Source organism: Hyalangium versicolor, assembly GCF_020103695.1.
Taxonomy (GTDB): domain Bacteria; phylum Myxococcota; class Myxococcia; order Myxococcales; family Myxococcaceae; genus Hyalangium; species Hyalangium versicolor.
Genome location: NZ_JAHXBF010000015.1, coordinates 237575 through 258581 on the forward strand (window position 1 = coordinate 237575; position 21007 = coordinate 258581).

15 protein-coding genes are annotated in these 21007 nt (G+C 68.2%); 10 read left to right on the forward strand and 5 right to left on the reverse strand.

What is annotated here, in order from left to right; translation table 11 throughout:
• The first annotated feature begins 12 nt into the window (after positions 1–12).
• Positions 13–2808: an Hsp70 family protein gene (locus KY501_RS29900; protein ID WP_224366909.1), complete on the forward strand. Its 2796-nt coding sequence runs from the start codon at positions 13–15 to the stop codon at positions 2806–2808.
• A 12-nt stretch (positions 2809–2820) separates the two neighbouring features.
• Here the strand turns inward: KY501_RS29900 and KY501_RS29905 are convergent, their stop codons facing one another.
• Both KY501_RS29905 and KY501_RS29910 read right to left on the reverse strand, forming a co-directional pair.
• Positions 2821–3429 carry a TetR/AcrR family transcriptional regulator gene (locus KY501_RS29905; RefSeq protein ID WP_224366911.1) on the reverse strand — a complete coding sequence of 203 codons (609 nt, stop codon included), beginning with the start codon at positions 3427–3429 and terminating at the stop codon, positions 2821–2823.
• 20 nt (positions 3430–3449) lie between these two features.
• The gene (locus KY501_RS29910) at positions 3450–4685 is read right to left on the reverse strand and encodes an acetyl-CoA C-acetyltransferase (RefSeq protein WP_224366912.1); all 1236 of its coding nucleotides are present in this window, start codon (positions 4683–4685) and stop codon (positions 3450–3452) included.
• A 213-nt stretch (positions 4686–4898) separates the two neighbouring features.
• Here KY501_RS29910 and KY501_RS29915 point away from each other — a divergent pair, with 213 nt between their 5' ends.
• Positions 4899–5522 (forward strand): outer membrane beta-barrel protein, encoded by a 624-nt coding sequence (locus KY501_RS29915; protein ID WP_224366913.1) that lies wholly within the window; start codon positions 4899–4901, stop codon positions 5520–5522.
• Between the two features lie 24 nt (positions 5523–5546).
• Here the strand turns inward: KY501_RS29915 and KY501_RS29920 are convergent, their stop codons facing one another.
• On the reverse strand, positions 5547–6887 hold the full coding sequence (locus KY501_RS29920) for a glutamate--cysteine ligase (RefSeq protein ID WP_224366914.1): 1341 nt from the start codon (positions 6885–6887) through the stop codon (positions 5547–5549).
• 59 nt (positions 6888–6946) lie between these two features.
• Here KY501_RS29920 and KY501_RS29925 point away from each other — a divergent pair, with 59 nt between their 5' ends.
• From KY501_RS29925 to KY501_RS29935, 3 genes are all read left to right on the forward strand, one after another.
• On the forward strand, positions 6947–7759 hold the full coding sequence (locus tag KY501_RS29925; protein ID WP_224366915.1) for an EI24 domain-containing protein: 813 nt from the start codon (positions 6947–6949) through the stop codon (positions 7757–7759).
• Between the two features lie 243 nt (positions 7760–8002).
• Positions 8003–11242, forward strand: a complete 3240-nt coding sequence (locus KY501_RS29930) for an MXAN_5808 family serine peptidase (RefSeq protein WP_224366916.1) — start codon at positions 8003–8005, stop codon at positions 11240–11242.
• A gap of 154 nt (positions 11243–11396) precedes the next feature.
• On the forward strand, positions 11397–12335 hold the full coding sequence (locus tag KY501_RS29935; protein ID WP_224366917.1) for a hypothetical protein: 939 nt from the start codon (positions 11397–11399) through the stop codon (positions 12333–12335).
• A 117-nt stretch (positions 12336–12452) separates the two neighbouring features.
• Here KY501_RS29935 and KY501_RS29940 read toward each other — a convergent pair whose 3' ends face one another.
• Positions 12453–13178, reverse strand: a complete 726-nt coding sequence (locus tag KY501_RS29940) for a glycerophosphodiester phosphodiesterase (RefSeq protein ID WP_224366919.1) — start codon at positions 13176–13178, stop codon at positions 12453–12455.
• 109 nt (positions 13179–13287) lie between these two features.
• Between KY501_RS29940 and KY501_RS29945 the strand changes: the two genes are divergently transcribed.
• Entirely contained in the window at positions 13288–13506 is a 219-nt protein-coding gene (locus tag KY501_RS29945) for a twin-arginine translocase TatA/TatE family subunit (RefSeq protein WP_224366921.1), read from the forward strand.
• Between the two features lie 82 nt (positions 13507–13588).
• Here the strand turns inward: KY501_RS29945 and KY501_RS29950 are convergent, their stop codons facing one another.
• The gene (locus tag KY501_RS29950; protein ID WP_224366923.1) at positions 13589–14131 is read right to left on the reverse strand and encodes a hypothetical protein; all 543 of its coding nucleotides are present in this window, start codon (positions 14129–14131) and stop codon (positions 13589–13591) included.
• Between the two features lie 195 nt (positions 14132–14326).
• Here KY501_RS29950 and KY501_RS29955 point away from each other — a divergent pair, with 195 nt between their 5' ends.
• The 4 genes from KY501_RS29955 to KY501_RS29970 all read left to right on the forward strand — a co-directional run bounded on the left by KY501_RS29955 (position 14327) and on the right by KY501_RS29970 (position 21004).
• Complete coding sequence (locus KY501_RS29955) at positions 14327–16540, forward strand: ATP-binding protein (RefSeq protein WP_224366925.1); 2214 nt, start codon at positions 14327–14329, stop codon at positions 16538–16540.
• A gap of 26 nt (positions 16541–16566) precedes the next feature.
• A complete protein-coding gene (locus KY501_RS54005) occupies positions 16567–17196 on the forward strand; it encodes a response regulator transcription factor (protein WP_224366927.1) in 630 nt (209 codons plus the stop codon).
• 99 nt (positions 17197–17295) lie between these two features.
• Positions 17296–20094, forward strand: a complete 2799-nt coding sequence (locus tag KY501_RS29965; protein ID WP_224366929.1) for a serine/threonine-protein kinase — start codon at positions 17296–17298, stop codon at positions 20092–20094.
• Positions 20095–20149: 55 nt separating this feature from the next.
• Positions 20150–21004, forward strand: a complete 855-nt coding sequence (locus tag KY501_RS29970) for a hypothetical protein (protein WP_224366931.1) — start codon at positions 20150–20152, stop codon at positions 21002–21004.
• The last annotated feature ends 3 nt before the right edge of the window (positions 21005–21007 follow it).

A 21007-nucleotide genomic window follows, 5' to 3' on the forward strand; every position in this document is an offset into this window, starting at 1 on the left:
AGACGGTGAACGGTGACGGTCGCGCCCAAGCTCCTCCCGCTGCGCATCCGCCTCCCGTACACCACGGAGGAGGAGTTCATCGACAAGTACGGGGCGAACGTGGGGCGTGGCGGAGTCTTCATCGCCACCCGCGCCCTCAAGGAAGAGGGCACCGCCATCGCGTTCGAATTCGTCCTCGCCGATGGCACCCGGCTGCTGCGGGGCGAGGGGGTCGTCGCCAAAGCCCTGCTCGATGAGGGCAATGGACGCATGGGGATGACCGTGCGCTTCGCGAAGCTGGATGCGCCCAGCAAGGCCCTCATCGACCGCATGGTGGCTCGGCGCGGTGGAGCGCCTGGCTCGGAGCCGGGGGGCACCGCGCGCACAGGGGCTCCGTCGCAGGTCGGCATTCCGGCTCAGGCAGCGGCCCCGAGCCCACCGCCTCCTTCGGGTCTGGCGACGCAGCCACCCGCTCCGCCTTCCCCTGTTCCCGCTTCGGCCCCGAGTGCACCGACGCCTCGGGCAATGGCTCCTCCCCCCGGGCTGGTCCGTCGGGCGACCCAGCCGCCCACTGCCTCCGTGCCTGCGCCGGCGGCCGTGCCTGCACCGGCTGCTCCCGCAGCACCACCTCCTGCTCCCACGCCTCGCGCTGCTCCCATTCCGGAGCCCAAGGCTCCGACGAGGCAGATGTGGGCGATTCCTTCTGCTCCTTCACCGGCCGCTCCGCGCGCAGAGCCGAGTCCGGCGCCCCAGGTACCTGCATCATCACCTCCTCGGGCGGACCCAGCTCCCAGCCCTCGCGTGGCTCAGCCGGCTCCGGTGCCACCCGTGGCTGCGCCGTCGCTTCCTCGGGTCGACCCTGCACCCGGCCCTCGCGCCGAGCCACCTCCCACGCCACAGGTACCGGCACCATCGGCGCCTCGGGCCGCTCCAGCGACGCCTGCACAGGCGCCTGCGGCGTCCGTGCCTGCTTCGCCCCTTGCCCAGGCCATGGTCGAGGCGGCTCTCCCCTCGCCTGCGCCCGCGGCTCCTTCCCTTCCCGAAGATCCTCCCAGCACGCGTCAACCCGCGGCGCCCTCCTTGCCGCCCGAGCCGCGCACCCCGGAGACACCTGCACCCCGCTCCGCACCAGTGGAGACTCCTCGCGCGGATTCCTCACCAGGCCTCGTACCCGAAGAGCTGCGCCGTGCTCCCGAGAGCAGGACTCGCCGCAGAACCCTGCTCGAAGTGCCTGTCAGCGCTCCCGTGGCTCCCGCCGTGCCCGAGGTCGTGCTCGGCATCGACCTGGGCACCACTCAGGCCCGTGTCGCCGTGTTCCATGAGGGCACCGTCCGCCTCATTCCCACCAGCGGCTCCGACGCACGAAGCATGCCCTCCGCTCTGGCCGTGGATGGTTCGGGCCAGCTCCTGGTGGGGACGGCGGCTATCTCCGAGTCCGAGCGTGCGCCCCGCCGCGCCGCCATGGGGCTCAAGCGCCTGCTCGGGCTTCGCGCTCGCTCGCCGCGGCTGCGCAGCTTCGTGGGGCTCCCCTACTCCGTCTCGGCTGATCCCCGAGGCGACGCAGGCATCGAGCTTCACGGGCGTGTCATCCCGCTCACGGACTTCGCCACCCAGCTCCTTCGCGAGCTCAAGTCCGCCGCCAGTACGTTCCTCGGCCGCGAAGCCACGCGCGCGGTCCTGTGCGTCCCCGCCTACTTCGATGCCCGCCAGCGCGCCGCCCTGCGCGAGGCTGCCGAGAAGGCTGGCCTCAACGTCCTACGCGTGCTCAATGCCTCCGCCGCGGCGACGCTCGCCTACGGGCACGGCCGTGGACTGGCTCGCAAGCGCGTCCTCGTGCTGGACCTCGGCGGTGGCGGGTTCGAGGTCTCCGTCGTCCAGGTCACCGGCGATGACCTCGAGGTCGTCACCACGGGCAGCGATCCGGCCCTCGGAGGCATGGACTTCGACGCGCGCATCGCCGAAGCCCTGCTCAGTGAGCTTCGTGCACAGGGCACCGCTTCCTCCGAGCCCTCGCTCGACTGGGGCCCGCTGCGCTCCGCGGCCGAGGCCACCAAGGTGCTCCTCAGCGATCAGGAAGAGGCCCTCGTCCGGCTCCCGGATGGGGCTGCCTCCTCCCTCACCCGCGAGCGCGTGGAGGCACTCACCGCGGACCTCGCCCAGCGCGTGACCGAGGCCACCCGCGAAGTCCTCGAGTCGAGCTCGCTCACGCCCCAGGGGCTTGATGCGGTGGTGCTCGTCGGAGGCCAGAGCCGCGCTCCGCTCGTGCGGCGACGGCTCGAAGAGAGTCTCGGCGTTCCGGTGCGCTCCGATGTGGATCCGATCGGCGCCGGAGCCCTGGGCGCCGCGCTGCTGGGACGCTCACTGCTGGAGATCGAGTCCGGCAAGCCGGGAGCCACCGTCTCGGACGTGCTCTCCGTTCCCCTCGGCGTGGCCGAGCGCGGAGGAGTGCTCCGCCGCGTCTTCGAGCGCAACACCCGCCTGCCCGCCGACAAGACGCTCGTCATCCCCATCACCCCGGGTCCGCTCTCCCTGGCCATCTTCCAGGGCCCCTCTCCCGTCACCGCCGAGAACGAGTACCTCGGTGCGCTCCACTTCCAGCTCGAGCGCCAGGGCGAGGCGGAGATCCACTTCTCCCTCTCCCAGGACGGGATCCTCTCGCTGGCGGCCACCCTGCCCGGCACCAAGCGTCAGCCGGTACCGCTCGCCACCGAGGAGCTGGACGATGCGGCCCGCGAGGCCCTCATCTCCCGCTCACCCTTCGTCACCGAGGCCAAGGAGAGCCCCACCGGGCTCTTCTCTGGACTGCGCAAGCTCTTCGGCAAGAAGTAGCCCGTCAGCGCATCAAGACTCCGAGCCAGCAGTCGGTCCGGATTCGTCCTCGGCGACGACACGGTCCGCGAGCGCCTTCGCGGCTCGCAGGAACTCGTCGCTGAGCGGCGTGCCATCCACGGCCCGGGACAGCGAGAGCGCCCCATACATGAGCGCGACCAGCCCGACGGCCTCCTCCCGGCGCCCAGACCCTGGACCGAGCACGCCCTCCAACGAGCTGACGAATTGGCCCAGCTCCGTGGAGAGCGCGCTCCGGTACGGCTCCCCTTCCCGAGCCACCTCCGGCGCGGCGCTCGGCAGCAGGCATCCCGCTTCCGGGTGGTCCCGGTGGGTGCGTGACAGGTACGGCCCGATCACGCTCCGAACGCGCTCTCGGGCCGACTTCCCCTTCGCCGAATTCATCAGGCGGATCCACAGCGCGCTCGCCGTGGTGCGAATCGTCTCCGCGAAGAGCTGCTCCTTCGAGTCGAAGTGCCCGTAGAACCCGCCGACGGTGAGCCCCGCGCCCTTCATCACATCCTGCACCGAGCTGGCCTTGATGCCTCGCTCCCGCAGGAGCGCCGCCGCCGAGGCCAGGATGGCGTCGTGGGACTTCTGCTTCTTCTCCGCCTTCTGGTTCACCGGCACCTCCTCTCGCGGCGTCAGAGCCGCTCGATGATGGTCGCTATACCCTGCCCGCCACCGATGCACATCGTGATGAGCGCCGTCTCCTGGCCGGTCCGCTCGAGTTCATCCAGCGCCGTGCCGAGCAGCATCGCCCCCGTCGCCCCGAGCGGATGGCCGAGCGCAATGGCTCCGCCGTTGACGTTCACGCGGTCCGGATCGATGCCCAGCGCCCGCGTCGTCTGCAGGACCACCGCGGAGAAGGCCTCGTTGATCTCCCACAGGGAGATGTCTCGCGCCTTCATGCCCGCGATGCGGAGCGCCTTCTCGCTCGCTGGCGCCGGACCGGTGAGCATCAGCACGGGTTCGCTCCCCACGGTCGTCATCGCGCGGATGCGAGCGCGCGGCTTGACGCCCTTCTCCCGGACATATCGCTCCGACGCGAGCACCACCGCCGCGGCCCCGTCCGCGATGCCACTCGAGTTCCCCGCCGTATGGACGTGCTGGATGGTTCGGGCGCGTGGGTAGGCCTGCAGCGCGAGCTGGTCCAATGTCTCTCCGCCGGGCCCCGCGGCCAGCTGCCCCAGCGAGACGAAGGAAGGCTTCAGCGCGGCGAGCGCCTCCGCCGTGGTGTCCGGCCGGGGGAACTCGTCACGCTCCAGGAGCACAGCCCCCGTTCGCGGATCCTTCACCGGGAACAGCGACTTCGCGAAGCGCCCCTCTTCGATGGCTCGCACCGCGTTCCGCTGGGAACGAAGCGCCAGGGCGTCGATCTCCACCCGGGAGAAGCCCTCGAGCGTGGCGATCAGATCCGCGCTGATGCCCTGCGGAACCTGGAAGAAGCGCTCACGCAGATGCTCGTTGCCGCCATCCTGGCCACCGCCATCCGAGCCCATCGGAATGCGCGACATGCTCTCCACGCCGCCAGCCACCACGAGATCCATGGCCCCCGAGGCCACTCCCATGGCGCCGAAGTGGATCGCCTGAAGCCCCGACGAACAGAAGCGGTTGAGCGACGCCGCCGGCACCTCGATGGGCCAGCCCGCCGCCAGCACCGCGTTGCGCGCGATGTTCGCCCCCTGCTCGCCCACCTGCGACACGCACCCCACCATCACATCGTCCACCTCGCTCGCGCTCCACCCGCCGCGCTGCCGGAGCGTGTTCAGCACCTGCGCGAGGAGCTCCTGCGGATGGAGGTTCGACAGCGATCCCTTGCCCTGCTTGCCACGCCCTCGCGGGGTGCGGGCGGTATCGATGATGTAGCTGGCGGTCATGGTGCGTCCTTTCATATTACACACGTAATATTACGGCCATCATCCGAACTTGCAATCCGATCCCCTTGGAAGCGAGCAGCCGGGCCCCTGGCCTCCGCTGCGCTCCTCCAGCGAACCCTTCGCCTGTCGAGAGCCCCCCTGTTGGGCCTCCGCTTCCCGTGGAGGCCCCGTGCCCAGAGATTGTCCCCTGACTCACAATTTCTGGAGGACGCGATGAAGATTCGTTCGGTGATGGGAGCCCTGGCGGCGGCCACCGTGCTGTGCGCGGGACCAGCTCTGGCCGCGGTCGAGGCGACCCAGGTGAGCAGGAGACTCAACCTCGAGGATCAGGAGACCCGGGTCGGCCTGGATGTGCGGCTCGGCCTCGGCGCGCTGCAGGGCGACATCGGACGCGAGACCGGCACGGGCCCGCTCCTCGGCATCGCCGCCGGAGCCCAGCTCAACCCACTGCTCGGAGTCGAGGTGGGCTACGAGGGCCAGCGTCTTCCCATCGATGACAGGCTCGTGGGCGACGGCGAGGCGCTCTACCGTCACAACGTCGGACTGCTGGCCAAGGCGGGCCCGCTCATCGAGCGGCACTGGCGCCCATTCGTGGGCGCGGGCCTGGGCCTGACGTACTTCAACCCCAGCGATGGCGCCGAGGTGCTGTTCAACAATGACGTCGCCGGCGAGGTGCCGCTTGCCGCGGGCGTGGACTACAACTTCGGGAACATCTTCGCCGGAGCGCGCGCCACCTATCGGCTCATGTTCGACGAGGGCTTCGCGGACGACGCCTTCCCGAATGCCAACGGGGGCAACCTCCTCAACGCCAGCATCACCCTGGGAGGGCGCTTCTAACGCGCCCCCTCCTCCGACCCGCGCCTAGAGCGTGAAGCGCGACAGCAGCGCCTCCGGGCGCGGGTCCTTCTCCCACGCATCCAGAATCGCCTGGGCGGGCGAGCGGCCCGAAGCCGCCACCCGGGCCAGCGGCTCCAGCAGCGACGCGTCCTGCGGATCCAGGCGCTCCAGCCCGCGACGGGCGATGGCCACCATCTCCCCAGCGAGCCGGTGCAGTTCCTGGTTGCCCAGCTTCCCCGCCAACCCCTGCGTGCGCGCGGTCTCGTGGAAGGCCTTGTGCTCGGCGAAGGACAGCTTCGGCAACAGCCGCTCGCCCTCCTCCAGCGCGGTCCGGTCATACAGCAGCCCGCGCCACAGCGCTCCGAGCGCGCCCGTCATCTCCGCCGAGGCACAGTCCGCCCCGCGCACCTCGATGACCTTCTTGAGCCGCACCTCGGGGAACATCGTGGACAGGTGGTCCGTCCAGTCGCCCATCTCCGCGGGCTGACCCTCGAAGCCCTCCTTCAAGAGCTGACGGAAGGAGAGCTTGGGGTGGAGGTACTCGCCGCGCCGGCGCAGGAAGAGCAGCGGCGCGTCCAGCGCCCACTCCACATAGGCCTGGTAGGAGAACGAGCCATCGAAGAAGGCGGGCAAGTAACCACAGCGGGTGGGGTCCACTTCATCCCAGACGCGACAGCGGAAGCTCATGTACCCCGAGGGCTTGCCCTCCACCAACGGGCTGTTGGCATACAGGCCCACCATCAGCGGGGCCAACCGCGCCACCAGCACCGTCTTGCGGACACAGTCCTCCTCGTCGGCCCAGTCGTACGAGGCCTGCCCCGTGGAGGTCATCTGCATCATGTTCAGCGCCAGCCGGCCGCGCTCCGGCAGCGTGCGCCGCATGACCTTGTAGCGGGTCTTCGGCATCCACGGCGTGTCCGACGGAGTGCCAAAGGGCCGATACCCCATCGCCACCAACTGGATGCCCAGCACATCACCGGCGGCCTTCACCTCGGACAGGTGCCGCAGGTTCTCCGCGTGGGCCTCGCGAGCCGTGACGAACGGGCTGCCGGACAGCTCGAACTGCCCGCCCGGCTCCAGGGAGATCGTCTCGATGCCTCGCTGGAGCGCAATCACCGGCGAGTCCGGAGTCTCCCGGAACGGCGCATAGCCACCCGCCGCACCGATCTTCTCCAGCAGCGCCCCGATGCCCGAGGGCCCCTCGTACGGCACGGGCTTCGCGCCGCTCTTCGCGTAGACGAACTTCTCGTGCTCGATGCCCAGCCGGTGCTCGGCCCGGGGTTTCTCCGCGGCCCGGAACGTGTCCACCAGTGCGTCGATAGAAGTAATGGGTTGGGAGACCGCTCGTTTGAGATCCAGGGACATGGCCGCGCCTATATAACGTGCGAGTAACCCGCCGCTCCCAATTACGCATTGCCCCCCGAATGAATCCACCCTCCCCAGTCCCTGAGTTCGCCGCTCGCCCCGCCCTCAAGGACTTCTTTCAAGGGGTCGGGTTGCTCGGGCGCGCCTTCGGCCTCATCTTCCGCTCCCCAAAGCTGTTCCTGCTTTCGACACTCTGCGCCATCGTCACGCTGGCCAGCCTGGTCGGACTCTCGGTGCTGCTCTGGCATTACACGCCAGGGCTGGTGGGAAGCTTCTTCGCCCGCCCGGAGGCCTGGTACGGACAGGCGCTCTGGTACCTGGTCCTCACCCTCACCTTCGTGGTGCTCCTTGTCGTGGGCGCCAATGTCGTGCCCCCCCTGCTCCTGGCGCCCCTGCAGGATCCGATTTCCGAGGCCACCGAGGAGCTGTGCGGCGGCGCCCCCTCCCCGCCCTTCAGCCTGGGGGCCTTCTTCCGCGGGCTGGTAACCGGAATCGCACACACCCTGGCGCGCCTCCTCTTCCTGCTCCTGGGGCTCGCCGTGCTCCTGCCCCTCCACCTCATCCCCGGGCTGGGGAGCATCCTCTGGACGGTGCTGGGCAGCCTGTGGAGCATGATCTGGATGGCCGGAGAGCACCTGGCCGCCCCCATGACGCGCCACCTCTACCCCTTTGCCGAGGTGCGGCGGATGCTGCGCGAGCGCTCCGCCCTCTGCCTCGGCTTCGGCGCGGGCGTCTACCTGCTCCTCTGGGTACCCGTCCTCAATACCTTCTTCCTGCCGGTGGCCATCATCGCCGGGACGCTCCTCTACCGGGGGCTTGTTGCCTCGGGGCAGCTCCCCCCTCCTCCTGCCACCTCCCACCTCCCGAAATAAACAAGGGCCCCAGGTGTCTCCGCCTGGAAGAGGACCCTTCGATCAGGGGGGGCGGGAACGCAGTGCCTCCCAGGAACGTTCCTGATCGATACCGAGGAGCGGACGCCTTGAAGCACCCGAAGTCCATGATTAGGCTTGCCCGGTTGCTTTCTGGTGTCCCACGTCCTCGACAAGCACCCGGTTTCACACAGCTTTTCTCACGCAACACCCCGGGGCCTCACGGGCCCCAGCTTGGATGAACCAATGCCGCGAATGCTTCGCCGGATCATCGCCGTCGCTGTCCTCCTCGGCGCCTGGGCCCTCGTGGGCAGCGACCGGGCTCCCATCCCCCTGACAATGGGGGCCGCTCAGGCCAGCCAGGGCTGGGACGGTTCGCTCGCACAGCAGAAGGGCGAGAAGCCACAGCACGATCTCTCCTCGATGCGCGTCTTCACGAAGGTCATCCTCTACGTGAAGGACAACTACGTCGACCCCAAGCGCGTCAAGCCCAAGGAGATGCTCATCGCCGCGCTGGAGTACGTGGAGAAGAGCGTGCCGGACGTGCTCGTGGACGGCAACGCCGAGACGGGCAAGCTCAACGTCAATGTCAACGGCAAGCAGCGCGAGTTCGACATCAGCCACGTGGACTCGCCCTGGAAGCTGTCCTTCACGCTGAAGGACGTCTTCGACTTCATCTCCAAGAACATGCGCCCGGTGGAGGACACGCGGGACATCGAGTACGCGGCCGTCAACGGCGCGCTGTCCACTCTGGATCCGCACTCGGTGCTGCTGCGCCCGGAGCTGTACCGGGAGATGAAGCTGTCCACCAAGGGTGAGTTCGGCGGCCTGGGCTTCGTCATCCAGATGCGCGAGGGCAACCTCACCGTGGTGAAGGTCCTGCCGAAGACGCCGGCGCACCGCGCGGGCATCCAGAAGGACGACCAGATCAAGAAGATTGGCGAGGAGTCCACGGTCAACATGGACCTGAACGAGGCCGTGTCCAAGCTGCGCGGCCCGGTGGACAGCAAGATCACCATCACCGTGGAGCGCAAGGGCTGGGACAAGCCGCACGTCATGACGCTCAGCCGCGCGACCATCTCCATCGAGAGCGTGCAGCACAAGCTGCTGGCCCAGAACGTGGGCTATGTGCGCCTCAAGAACTTCCAGGGCAACACCACGCGCGACTTGGAGGCGGCGCTGGCGGACATCCGCAAGCAGGCCGAGGCCAAGGGCGGCACCATGAAGGGCCTGGTGCTGGACCTGCGCGGCAACCCGGGCGGTCTGCTCGAGCAGGCCATCCAGGTGTCCGACACCTTCATCTCCAATGGCGTGCTGGTGGCCACGGTGGGCCTGTCCGACAAGCTGCGCGAGGAGAAGCGTGCCCGGCCGCAGGAGGGTGAGGACGCCTTCCCCATCGCGGTGCTGGTGAACTCGGGCAGCGCCTCGGCCTCTGAAATCGTCGCGGGCGCGCTGAAGAACCTGAACCGCGCCGTCATCATCGGCCGGCAGACGTTCGGCAAGGGCAGCGTGCAGGTGCTGTACGACTTCCCGGATGACAGCGCGCTGAAGCTGACCATCGCCAAGTACCTGACGCCGGGCGACGTCTCCATCCAGGAGGTGGGCATCATCCCGGACATCCAGCTGGTGCCCACGCGCGTCACCGAGGCCAGCATCGACGTGTTCGCTCCCCGCCGCTCCATCGGCGAGGCGGATCTGGATCAGCACTTCGGCAACCCGGACTCCGACAAGGTGGCCAAGAAGCGCGAGGATGTGCTGGACCGCGAGAAGCCCGCCGAGAGCCTCAAGTACCTGAAGACGGACGAGAAGAAGCTGGCCCAGGCCGCCGCCGAGAAGAAGGCCAAGGACCAGGAGACGGCCGCGAAGAACCCGAAGACGGCCACCAAGGATCCCAAGGACGCCAAGGCGCACGGCGAGCATGATCCGCTGATCGATACGGATCTCGCCGGCCAGGGCGAGGACCTCGAGGACCAGCTGGACGCCGAGAGCCAGGACGAGATCAAGGAGGACTTCGAGGTGACGTTCGCCCGGGACTTCGTGCTCAAGGCATCCTCCAGCAACCGCCAGGAGCAGATGAAGCAGGGCAAGGCCTTCATCGACCAGAAGCGCCAGGAGGAGGAGCAGCGCATCAACTCCGCCATCGCCGCGCTGGGTGTGGACTGGAGCCCCGGCCCCACCCCGAAGAACGCGCAGCTGGATGCCACCTTCTCGCCGCCCTCGGATCAGCCCGTGCACGCCGGTGACACGCTGGAGCTGACCATCACCGCCGAGAACAAGGGCACCGAGGCGCTCAAGCGCGTGCGTGCGTGGACCGAGAGCGACAACGCCTTCATCGACCGCCGCGAGTTCGTCTTCGGCGCGATTGCTCCGGGCGAGAAGAAGACGTGGAAGGTGCCGGTGAAGCTGCCCAAGGATCTCACCTCGCGCCGCGACGACGTGACGGTGAAGTTCTTCGACGACAATGGCGCGCTGCCCAAGACGCTGGTGAGCGAGGTGGGCTTCCAGGAGCTGCCCCGCCCGTCCTTCGCCTTCAACTGGCAGGTGCTGGATGACTGCGCCACGTGCAATGGCGACGGCGTGGCCCAGGTGGGCGAGGACATCACCGTGGCCCTGGACGTCACCAACGTGGGCAAGGGCGTGGCGCTGGACTCGTTCGCGCAGATCAAGAACGCGGGCGACCCGAACGTCTTCATCGAGAAGGGCCGCTTCAAGCTGGGCGAGCTGCAGCCCGGCGAGACGAAGTCCGCGCGCTTCCAGCTCGAGCTGAAGAAGGGCTACAAGGGCGACACCTTCCCGCTGAAGCTGGCCATCATCGACGAGCCGCTCGAGGAGTTCGTCACCGAGAAGCTCGAGCTGCCGGTGAGCGCCACGCCCGTGCTGGCGCTGGAGCCCACCAAGACGCTGGTGAAGCTGTCGGACAAGGCCGAGCTGCTGTCGGCGCCGCTGCAGGACGCGCGCCCCATCGCCAAGGTGGGAGCGCAGGCGGTGCTGCCCGTGGTGGCCGTGGGCAAGGGCTTCTACAAGGTGTCCCTGCAGGATGACCGCTTCGCCTTCGTCCGCACCGCGGATGCTCGCGAGCAGAAGATCGGCAAGGCCGTGCTGCCCAAGAAGGTGGACTGGGTGACGAGCCTGCAGCCGCCGGACATCCACCTGGATGTGGACACCTCCCGCGGCGGCGTGATGGCCAACACGGACCGGTACACCCTGTCCGGCACCGTGACGGATCCGCAGGGCCTGCTGGACATGTACGTGCTGGTGAACGACCAGAAGGTCTACTTCAAGGCCGCGGACCCCAAGGGCGAGGAGCCTCGGAAGATGAAGTTCTCCGCCGAGTTCGCGCTCAAGGAGGGCAACAACAACGTCCTGGTGGTGGCGCGCGAGGACCAGGACTTCGCCAGCCGCAAGACGCTGGTCATCCGGCGCCGGCCGGAGGCGGTGGCCCAGAAGCTGGCGCCCACCCCCACCGAGCAGCAGAAGCCGCAGTAGCCGGACTTACATCCTCCGCTCATCCGGGCGGCTCTCCCGGAGGCTCCGGCCTCCAGGTGGGCCGCCCGTTTTGTTGACGCTCTCGGCGAGCCCACGTTAGCGTCCGAAGGGTTTGGCACCCGTTGCCGGCGGGCGCCTGGGAGGCGGTTTGAGGATGCACGCGTTCAGTCGGTGGATGGCCCTCGCGGCGCTCGTGTCGGGGGCCGCCGCGCACGCGGATCAGAATGATCTGCAGATCACCAGGTTGGGGCGCCCCAACGAGGTGCAGACGACCTGTGATCCAGAGCAGCAGCAGACGTGCGCCACGGGCAACTCGCGGTTCCAGGCCTTCGCCCGCGCCTTCGCGGCCGGCATCAGCTCGACGAACCTGATGCCTCCGGAGACCGTGGGGCACGCCGGCTTCAACGTGAACATGGAGCTGGCCGTCGTCAGCCTGCCGAGCAGCATCGAGCTCCCCACCGAGGGAACGCAGCCCAGCACCGTGCTGGTGCCCTCCTTCCACGTGCGCAAGGGCCTGCCCTTCTCCATCGAGCTGGGTGGCCGTGTGGGCTGGGTGGAGAAGAGCCGCATGGTGGCCACCACCGGCGAGCTGAAGTGGGCCGCCAATGAGGGCTTCACCTACCTGCCGGACATTGGGGCACGGCTCCACGTCACCCGCCTCATGGGCGTGCGCGACTTCGGCCTCACCTCGGCCGGCCTGGACCTGGGCATCGGCAAGCAGTTCCCCCTGGGCGGAATGATCACCCTCACCCCGTATGGTGGCCTGGACTTCAATTGGGTGGGCGCCGACACGGACACGCTCGACTTCAATCCGAACCGTCCCTACAACGACTCGCTGGATGGGGACTCACTCGGGGCGCTCCAGGACACGGACGTCTACAAGCGCGTGAAGCTCTCGGACAACATGACCCAGCGCATCTACGGCGGCGCGCGCTTCATCGGCGGCGTGCTGCAGTTGGGCGCAGAGATCTCCTTCTCGCGCCTGGGCAGCGTGAGGCTAGACCCACGTCCGGATAACGAGGCCTCGACCACCGAGACCCGGGCCCTGCCCACGGTCGTCACCTTCAGCACCTCGCTCGGCCTGGACTTCTAGTCCCGAGGCCACCCGAAGCAGCCCCCCTGGCGGCGCGGAGTTTGCGAACTTGTCTGCTTGTCAGACAGGTTGGCTCGAACTGCGCCCGGAGGGGACCTCCTCCGTGCTCGTAGGGACTCAGGCCGCCTGGCTCAGGGCCTTGCGCAGCGCTCCGGGCCGGTTGGTGATGAGGTAGGAGATCCCCAGCTCCTCCAGTTGCCGGGCGCGCTCGGGGGCATCCACCGTCCACACCGCCACGCGCAGCCCCGCCGCCGTCCACTCCGCCACCCGCTCCGGGGTGCAGGCCTCGTGGAACGGGTGCACCGAATGCGAGGACACCAGCGGGCTCAGCACGTAGGCCTGAGGCCCCCACGGCTTGTCTGGATCGATCAGGAAGCCACGGCGCAGGGTGGGCGCAGCCGCCGCCAGCCGGAACAGGCACATGGGGTTGAAGCTGGAGATCACCACCCGCTCGGCCAGCCCGCGCCGCGTGACGAGCTCCGCCACCTTCTTCGCCAGCCCTTTGTCGTCAAAGTGGTCACACTTCAGCTCGATGTTGATGAGGAAGTGCGAGGGGAGCGCCTCCACCACCTCCTCGAGCAGGGGGATGCGCGCGGGACGAAAGCCCAGGGGCGTGCCTACGTCCGCCCGCTGGAGCTTCCACCAGGCGGTGGTGCGGACATCCCAGGGCAGCCCCGCGAGCCGGTCCAGCTTCTCGTCGTGGCACACCACCACCTCTCCGGAGCCGCACACCATGGCGTCCAATTCCACGCCGTCGGCGCCTTGGCGCACGGCCTCGGCGAAGGCATCCAGGGTGTTCTCGGGGGCGTCGGCGCTGGCGCCTCGGTGGGCGAGCAGGAGCATGGCGGCAGTCTGCGACAGAACCGGCTCCCCGGGAGGCAGAAGTGCACCGTTCCGTCCTCCACGGACAGGTGGCTTGCCTCTCCCAGGGGTTTGCTGCACTGTGAGGCCCATGTTCGGGCTGGGCCTTGGAGAGATCATCGTCCTCGGGTTCGTCCTGGTGGTGGTGTTCTCCGCCTCCAGGATGGGCCAGCTGGGCAACGCCGTGGGCAAGTTCGTCTACTCGTTCAAGAAGGCCTCCAAGGGCGAGGACTTCGTGGACGTGAAGCCCCTGCCCCCCGCTCGGCGCGGCAACACGGACGCCGAGTACACGGACTCCAAGAAGAGCTGAGGGCGGGCTCCCGCGAGCCTTCCAGCCAGCCCCCTGTAGCCCCCCGGACCGTGCATCAATGCAGGGCGCCCGTGTCTGCTCGCTACGGGTTGTGCGACACCGTCACAGGGAACTGGAGAAGCTGGGCGACGACCTGGGTCGGCGCGCCGATAGGAGCGAGCTCCACAGGCTCCTGGAGCTGGTAGACAGAGCCCTGCGGCGGAAACACCGTCAGGTTGTCGTTGACCAGCCTGGCCGTCTTCTTCTGCGACAACTGCAGGGGCGGTCCACCACCGGGCGGCTTCTCAATCGTTGTCACGAAATCAAGGAACAGCGTCTGCCGGAACTTCGGCGGGAGATTCCCGACGAGCTCCAACAAGCTGAGCGGTGTCGTATCAACATCCGCCTGGCTCAGGGTGACCTTGCCAAGCACCGGGCTGTCCGCCGACACCTCGAAGCCAATGACCTTCAGCTTGACGCCACCGAGTCCGGCCCCAAGGTTGGCCTCGACCCGAACCTTGATTCCCCCCTTGAAGTCCAGCGTCACGAGCCCGAGGACGTTCACTTGAAGCGGAACGTTGACGGCATACATGCTCATCGGGATTTCCAAACCAATCGGCGGAATCAGACCACCCATCGAATACATCTGACACTCCCTTTCAGTTGCTCAAGAATCGAGAACACCGTTGACTCGCGCTGCCCAGGTTCATGGGCCCTGGATGCCAGGGAATTGCCCCCAGCGAGCAGGATTGGATCTAGGCCAGCGACTCGACCCCGAGCATTGGGATCTTTGTTGAATTGACAGCCGAGAGAGAGTGTGTCTGCTCATTGGACTTTCGAAATGCGCGCCCTGAGTCTCCTGCTCTTACTGCTGGCAACCCCTTCACCCGCCGCGCCTCCCCAGGCGAAGACGGTGCTCCTCTTCGTGCCCGAGGACGCCACCGTTCCGGCCATCGCCCACTTCACCAACAGCTTCCGGCAGACCCTTCAGAGCGAGCAGCCAGGGCCCGTCACCGTCAATGTCGAGTATCTCGACCTGGCCTGGTTCGACAGCCCCGAGTACGAGCGGACGCTGCGCGACTTCTATGTCGCCAAGCACCGGGAGCAGCGGCCCGACGCCATCGTCACCTTCGCGGATGCCTCCTCTTTCGCGCTCAAGCTCCAGCAGGAGTTGTGGCCCCAGGTGCCGCTCATCTCCCTCCTGAACGATGACTTCCTGGCCAATGCCATGACCCAGGGGCCCTATCTCCGAGCCAACTGGGCGGATCTCGACATCCCCGGCGCCACGCGGGTGGCCCTGCAGCTCTTCCCAGACACGCACCATGTGGCCCTCGTGCTCGGCTCGAGCCAGCGGGAGCTGGAGGCCTGGTCCTATGTCGAGCAGGAAGTCCGCTCCGGCGCCCCGGGCCTCGACATCATCCCCCTCAACCGGCTCACCCTGGAGGAACTCCAAGAGCGCGTCCGCACACTCCCCGAGGACACCGTCGTCCTCCTGGTGGGCTTCATGCAGGACGCCAAGGGCCAGAGCCTCATCTCCCGCGACGTGCTGCGCCTCCTGCACGCCCGCGGCAGCCCTCCCCTCTTCAGCGTCCACAAGACGATGCTGGGTGAGGGCATCGTCGGAGGCGTGCTGCTGGACTACGAGCGGGCGGGCCAGGACGTGGCGCGGCGGACGCTGCGGCTGCTCCAAGGCGAGCTGGCCTCGAGCCTTCCCCCAGGTCCCCTGGACGCCAACCTCATCGCCTTCGACGACCGGGAGCTGAAGCGCTGGCACGTTCCCGACAGCCGGCTGCCCCCGAACAGCGTGGTGCGGTTTCGAGAGCCCAGTCTCTGGGAACGCTATCGCTGGCAGGTGAGCGGTGCCCTCGCGGCCGGCCTGCTTCAGGCGGTGCTCATCGTCGTGCTGCTGCTGGAGCGCCGCCGCCGCATGGGCGCCCAGGTGCTGAACCTGGCCGTGCTGGATTCACTCCCAGGCTCCGTGGCCATTCTCGACAAACATGGAACCGTGCTGCGGGCGACGCCCGCCTCCGCTCAGTTCGAAGGCCTGGGAGAGCGGCCCGCCGACACGCTCTTCGCGTCCGGGGCCTCCTTCCTGAACACGTTCCATGAGGCAGCGCGCACAGGCAACCCGGAGGCAGGCACCGTGGCCGCGAGGCTCCAGGAGGTGCTCTCGGGGGGAACCGACGAAGTCCTGGTGGAGCTCCGCGGCTTCACGGCGGACACCTGGCTGGAGCTGCGCGCCCGGCGGCTGCGGCTGCCCGAGGGCGGCGCCGTCGTCTCCCTGGTGGACGCCACCTCCCGCCGCCACGCCGAGCTCGAGGCCCGCCGCGCCCGGGACGAGCGCGCCCACATGGAACGTGTCTCCGCCGTGGGCGAGCTGGGCACCTCCATCGCCCACGAGCTGAACCAACCCCTGGCCGCCATCCTCACCAACGCCGAGATGGCTCAGCGCCTGCTCGACCGGACTCCCATGGACATCCCCCTGCTGCGCGAGATGCTCCAGGACATCGTCTCCGACAACAAGCGGGCCGGAGAGATCATCCGCCACATGCGGGCCCTGCTGAAGAAAGGCGAGGTGACCTTCGAGCGCCATGACTTCAACGAGTTGGTGCGCCAGGTGATACGGCTGATCAGCAATGACGTTCAGCTGCGCGGCGTCTTCCTCCTCCTCCAGCTCTCCACCTCGCCCCTGCCCGTCATGGGAGACGGCGTGCAGCTCCAGCAGGTGGTGCTCAACCTGATCGTCAACGCGCTGGACGCGGTGGGTGCGTGCGCTCCCGGAGAGCGCCATGTCTGGGTCTCCACCCGCCCCGTCGCGGACCGGGTGGAGCTCACCGTCGAGGACACCGGCGTGGGGCTGGATGACGAGGCGCTCTCGCGCATCTTCGAGCCCTTCTTCACCACCAAGCCCCAAGGCCTGGGCATGGGCCTGTCCATCAGCCGCTCCATCCTCGAGATGCACCAGGGCCGCCTCCAGGGCGAGCGCCGACCGGGCCGGGGAGCGCTCTTCCGCTGCACCCTCGCGCTCGCCCAGGAGCAACGTGCTAGCATGTAAGGACTGGTCGCAGATGGGGGCGCGCGGTGCACGGTCTCTCCAACCCAGAACGTCCCACCGTGTTCGTCGTGGATGACGATCCCTCGGTCCTGCGCAGCCTCTCGCGCATGTTCAAGCTGGAAGGCTACGCCGTCGAGAGCTTCGAACACCCGCGGCAGATGCTGGAGCAGAAGCCCGGACGGCGCCCCGGGTGCGTGGTGATGGACCTGCGCATGCCCGAGCTGAGCGGGCTGGAGCTCCAGGAGGAGCTGCGGCGCAGCGGGTGGAAGCACCCCGTCGTCTTCATCAGCGGCCAGGGCGATGTCCCCGCGGCCGTGAAGGCCATGAAGTCCGGTGCCGTGGACTTCCTGCCCAAGCCCGTCAGCACCGACGAGCTGCTCGAGGCCGTGAAACGCGCGCTGGCCCACGATCAGGCGGCGACGGCCTCCGAGTTGGAGCACGAAGCGCTCCGGGCCCGCTTCTCCTCTCTCACTCCCCGTGAGTGGGAGGTCTGCCAGCGGGTGGCGCAGGGGCTGCTCAACAAGCAGATCGCCGCCGAGCTGGGCACCGCCGAGCAGACGGTGCGCCTGCAGCGCAGCCGCGTCATGGAGAAGTTGTCCGTGGATTCAGTGCCAGAGCTGGTGCGGATGCTCGAGCGGCTGGGCTCGCAGCCGTAAAGACAGGCACTTTTTCCGAGCTTAGCAGGATTACAGGCTCACTGTCTATTCAACACTCCATCTATAGTTTCACTCTGAGTCCATGCCTAGATAGTGGGCGTGGACATCCCCCGAAATCCCGAACTCGAAGCGACCCTCGTCAAGGAAGGGGGGGAGCCGCCTCCGGCTCGCAGGCGCATCCCCGCGACGCTCGCCACACGGTTCGAGCACCTCCAATTCGCTGGCGAAGGGGCGATGGGGACTGTCTACCGGGGCGAGGATGCACAGCTCGGCCGCCCCATCGCGCTGAAGCTCCTCAAGAGCGCTGACCCATCCGTCTACCGCCGGTTCATCGCCGAGGCGCGCTCCCAGGCGCGCATCCGGCACGACCATGTGTGCGGCGTGTATGAGGCCGGGCTCGCGGAGGGCGAGCCGTACATCGTCATGCAGTACATCGACGGTGAGCCCCTGTCGCGCGTGCACTCGCGTCTGACGATCGAGCAGCAAGTGAAGCTGCTCCAGGAAGTCTCCCTCGCGGTGCATGAGGCACACCGGCAGGGGCTGATCCACCGGGACCTCAAGCCCGGGAACATCCTCGTCGAGCACCCCGAGGACGGCTCGTGGAAGCCGTATGTCGTGGACTTCGGGCTGGCGCGAGAAGTCTCGGAGCAGGGGCTGACCCAGACGGGCGAGGTGCTGGGCACTCCGGCCTATATGTCTCCCGAGCAGGCCAACGGGGATGTGCACCAGTTGGATCGCCGCTCGGACGTGTACTCGCTGGGCGCCACGCTGTACGACGTGATCGCCGGCCGGCCTCCCTTTGTCTCCGAGCATCCGTGGAAGCTGCTGTTGATCTCGGCGACGGAGGATCCTCCCCTGCTGGGCCAGGTGAAGCCGGGCGTCCACAAGGATCTCGAGACCGTGGTGATGAAGTGCCTGGAGCGAGAGCCGGCACGTCGCTACGACTCGGCGCGGGCCCTCGCGGAGGAGCTCCAGCGGATCCTCGACGGGGTGCCCATCCAGGCGAGGCGGGCCTCCTGGAGCCACCGCCTGTGGAAGCAGGCCCTCCGGCACAAGCTGCTCACGGTGAGCCTGGGCGTGCTCATGCTCGGAGTGCTCGGGGCTGGCGCCATCTGGGTGGGCGCCCAGCGGCACGCGGCGGAGCAGGCACGGCTCGCCCGGGAGTTGGGGGAGACGGTGAAGGAGATGGAGCTGTTCCTGCGTGGAGCGTACGGGCTGCCGCTCCATGACGTGGAGCGGGAGCGCAACGTCGTGCGCACCCGGCTCCAGGAGATCGCCCGGGACATGCGCGCGACGGGTGAGGCCGGAGCTGGGCCCGGCCACTACGCGCTCGGACTGGGAGAGTTCGCGCTCGGTGAGCCCGCGCTGGCTCGGGAGCACCTGGAGAAGGCACTCGCGGCCGGGTACTCCTCGGCGAGCCTCGAATATGCGCTCGGGCGGGCGCTGGGAGAGCTGTTCCGGCGCGCCCTGGAGGATACCCGGCGCATCACCAACGCCGAGGAGCGGCAGAAGAAGGTTGCACTCCTGGAACAGGAGCTCCGCGACCCTGCATTGCGCCACCTGCGCTCGGCCATGGACGCCCGGCTCGAGGTGCCTGAGTACGTGGAGGGGCTGATTGCCCTGTACGAGGGCAACCACGAGGAGGCGATCGCGAAGGCCCGCGAGGCGTTCGACAAGGCGCCGTGGATGTATGAGCCGAAGAAGCTCGAGGGGGACGCGCTGTACGCCGAGGGCAGCAAGTACCGGCACGACGCGGCGTTCGACTACGAGAAGATGAAGGGCTACTTCGACCGCGCCGCGCAGGCCTACCGGGCCGCGGCGGAGATGGGCCGCAGCGACCCGGCCATCCACCTGGCGGAGTGCACGCTCTGGGAGAAGATGGGGTGGGGGGACTACTCGCAGGGCCTGCCCCCTGGCCCCTCTTTTGAGATGGCGGAGGCTGCCTGCGACCGCGCGGTGCACGCGAGTTCGAAGCAGAGCGAGGCTCTGGTGCAACGAGCCACCGTGATCCTGGCGCGGGTGTTCACGCTGGGAAGCAACGTCTCGGAGGCCACCATCACCATGGTGGACGAAGCGCTCAAGAGCGCGCAGATGGGGTTGCGAGCAAGCCCCCAGGATGTCATGGCCCGCTACGCAGTGGCCCAGGCCCTCTATCATCAGGCCCGCATCCTGGATGAGCTGGGCCGCGAAGCCTCCCTGGAACCGTCCATCACCGCGTACCAGCAAGTCCTCTCGCTGGAGCCAGGATTCACCTGGGCTCACAACGAGTTGGGGGAAGCGTACCTTGAGGAGGCCAAGAAGGCCGTCGAGCAGGGGCGAGAACCCACCGCCCTGCTAGAGATGGCGGTCGACCAGTACGAACAGGCTCTGGCGCTCGACCCCAGCTTCGCACTACCCGTGGGCGGCCTGTTGGACGCGGCGACGCTGCGACTCGAGACAGCGAGCGCACGGAGACAAGAGGCGCCAGAAGCCCTCGCGGCGCTCTCCCAAGCCGTGGCCCGGTTCGAACGGATCGGCTCCAGCCCGTGGGTCGTCGCCTTGTGGAAGGCGCGCGAGCAGCGACTCCGGGCCCACCATGAATTCTCGCTCGGCCGAGATGCACGCCAACCGTTGGAGAAGGCCTTCGACATCATCCGCGCCATCGGCGGAGATCCTCCAACGGATGCCTGGCTGCTCGACGAGTTGCTCCGAGGCCGCCTCCTGGAAGTGGAGAACGAGCGGCGGCAGGGGCGCAATCCGGCCACGGCTCTGGAGAAGGCACTCGCAGGGCTGCGGAAGATGGGCGAGATCAACGGCCAGCGCGCCAAGGCGACCTGCAAGGACGCGATCCCTCTCAGCCCGCTCCTCGCAAGGGAGTGTCAGCGCATCTCGAGCGATGCCCGCACACCTGTCCGATGAGCCCATGCCCCGTGCCACCTGCCTTTTCCCAACCCAAACTCTCCTGGAGACTCCCATGCAGCCGCAGCTCGCTCGTCTTTTGTTCCTCACAGCCATCATCATCGGCCTCGCCGGATGTGGAAGCGCCGAGGAGGCCCTTGAGCAGGAGCCTCATCTCTCCACCATCGGACAGGCCAAGATCAGCGAACGCCCACCGCCCACCGGCATGAACGGCACCCTGCCCTCATGCTTCTGGGCGCATGGCACCCAGCAGGCACTCAGGACGCTGGGGAGCGCCGCGCTCGATCAGGGTTCGGGGCTGCTGCCAAACATCCCCCTGAGCCAGGTCGACACGTCCTGTCGGCACGTCCTGCGCTCCGCCGTCGAGTGCGCCCTCACGCCGGACCAATCCGTCACGGATCCGGTGACGGGCGAGAGCTACTCGGGTTGGTGGGGGCTGGCGCCCTCGTGGCGCGGCGCAGTGCTGGACACCTCGGGCCGCCGGTACGTGACGGGGTGCATGGTCCAGCGGCTCAACTACTACGGAACCGAGGTCCCCATCCTCCTCGAGGGGCCCCACTCCGCCATCAGCCAGAACGCCACCTTCGGCCCCCAGTACCCCATCCTGGAGTCCACCGTCTTCGGCGACCTGTTCTCCTCCCCCACGCCCCTGCTCGGAATCCTGCCCGCGTTCAACCTGTACGTCTGCTGGGAGTCCCTGCTGCCCCAGTCCTGTGGCCTGCTGGGCCTGCCCCTGCTCCTCGAGAAGCGCATCTGCGACGACGCGCCGCTGTGCGGCATCATGCCGGTGGGGCCGTGCGCCCTCTCCTGCGTGCAGAATGGCCCGTACTGGAAGTGCCCTCCGGGCCTGCTCGCTCCGCTGCAGACGGAGACGGTCCGCGTGAAGCTGGAGACGCAGAGCTGCCAGTGAGCC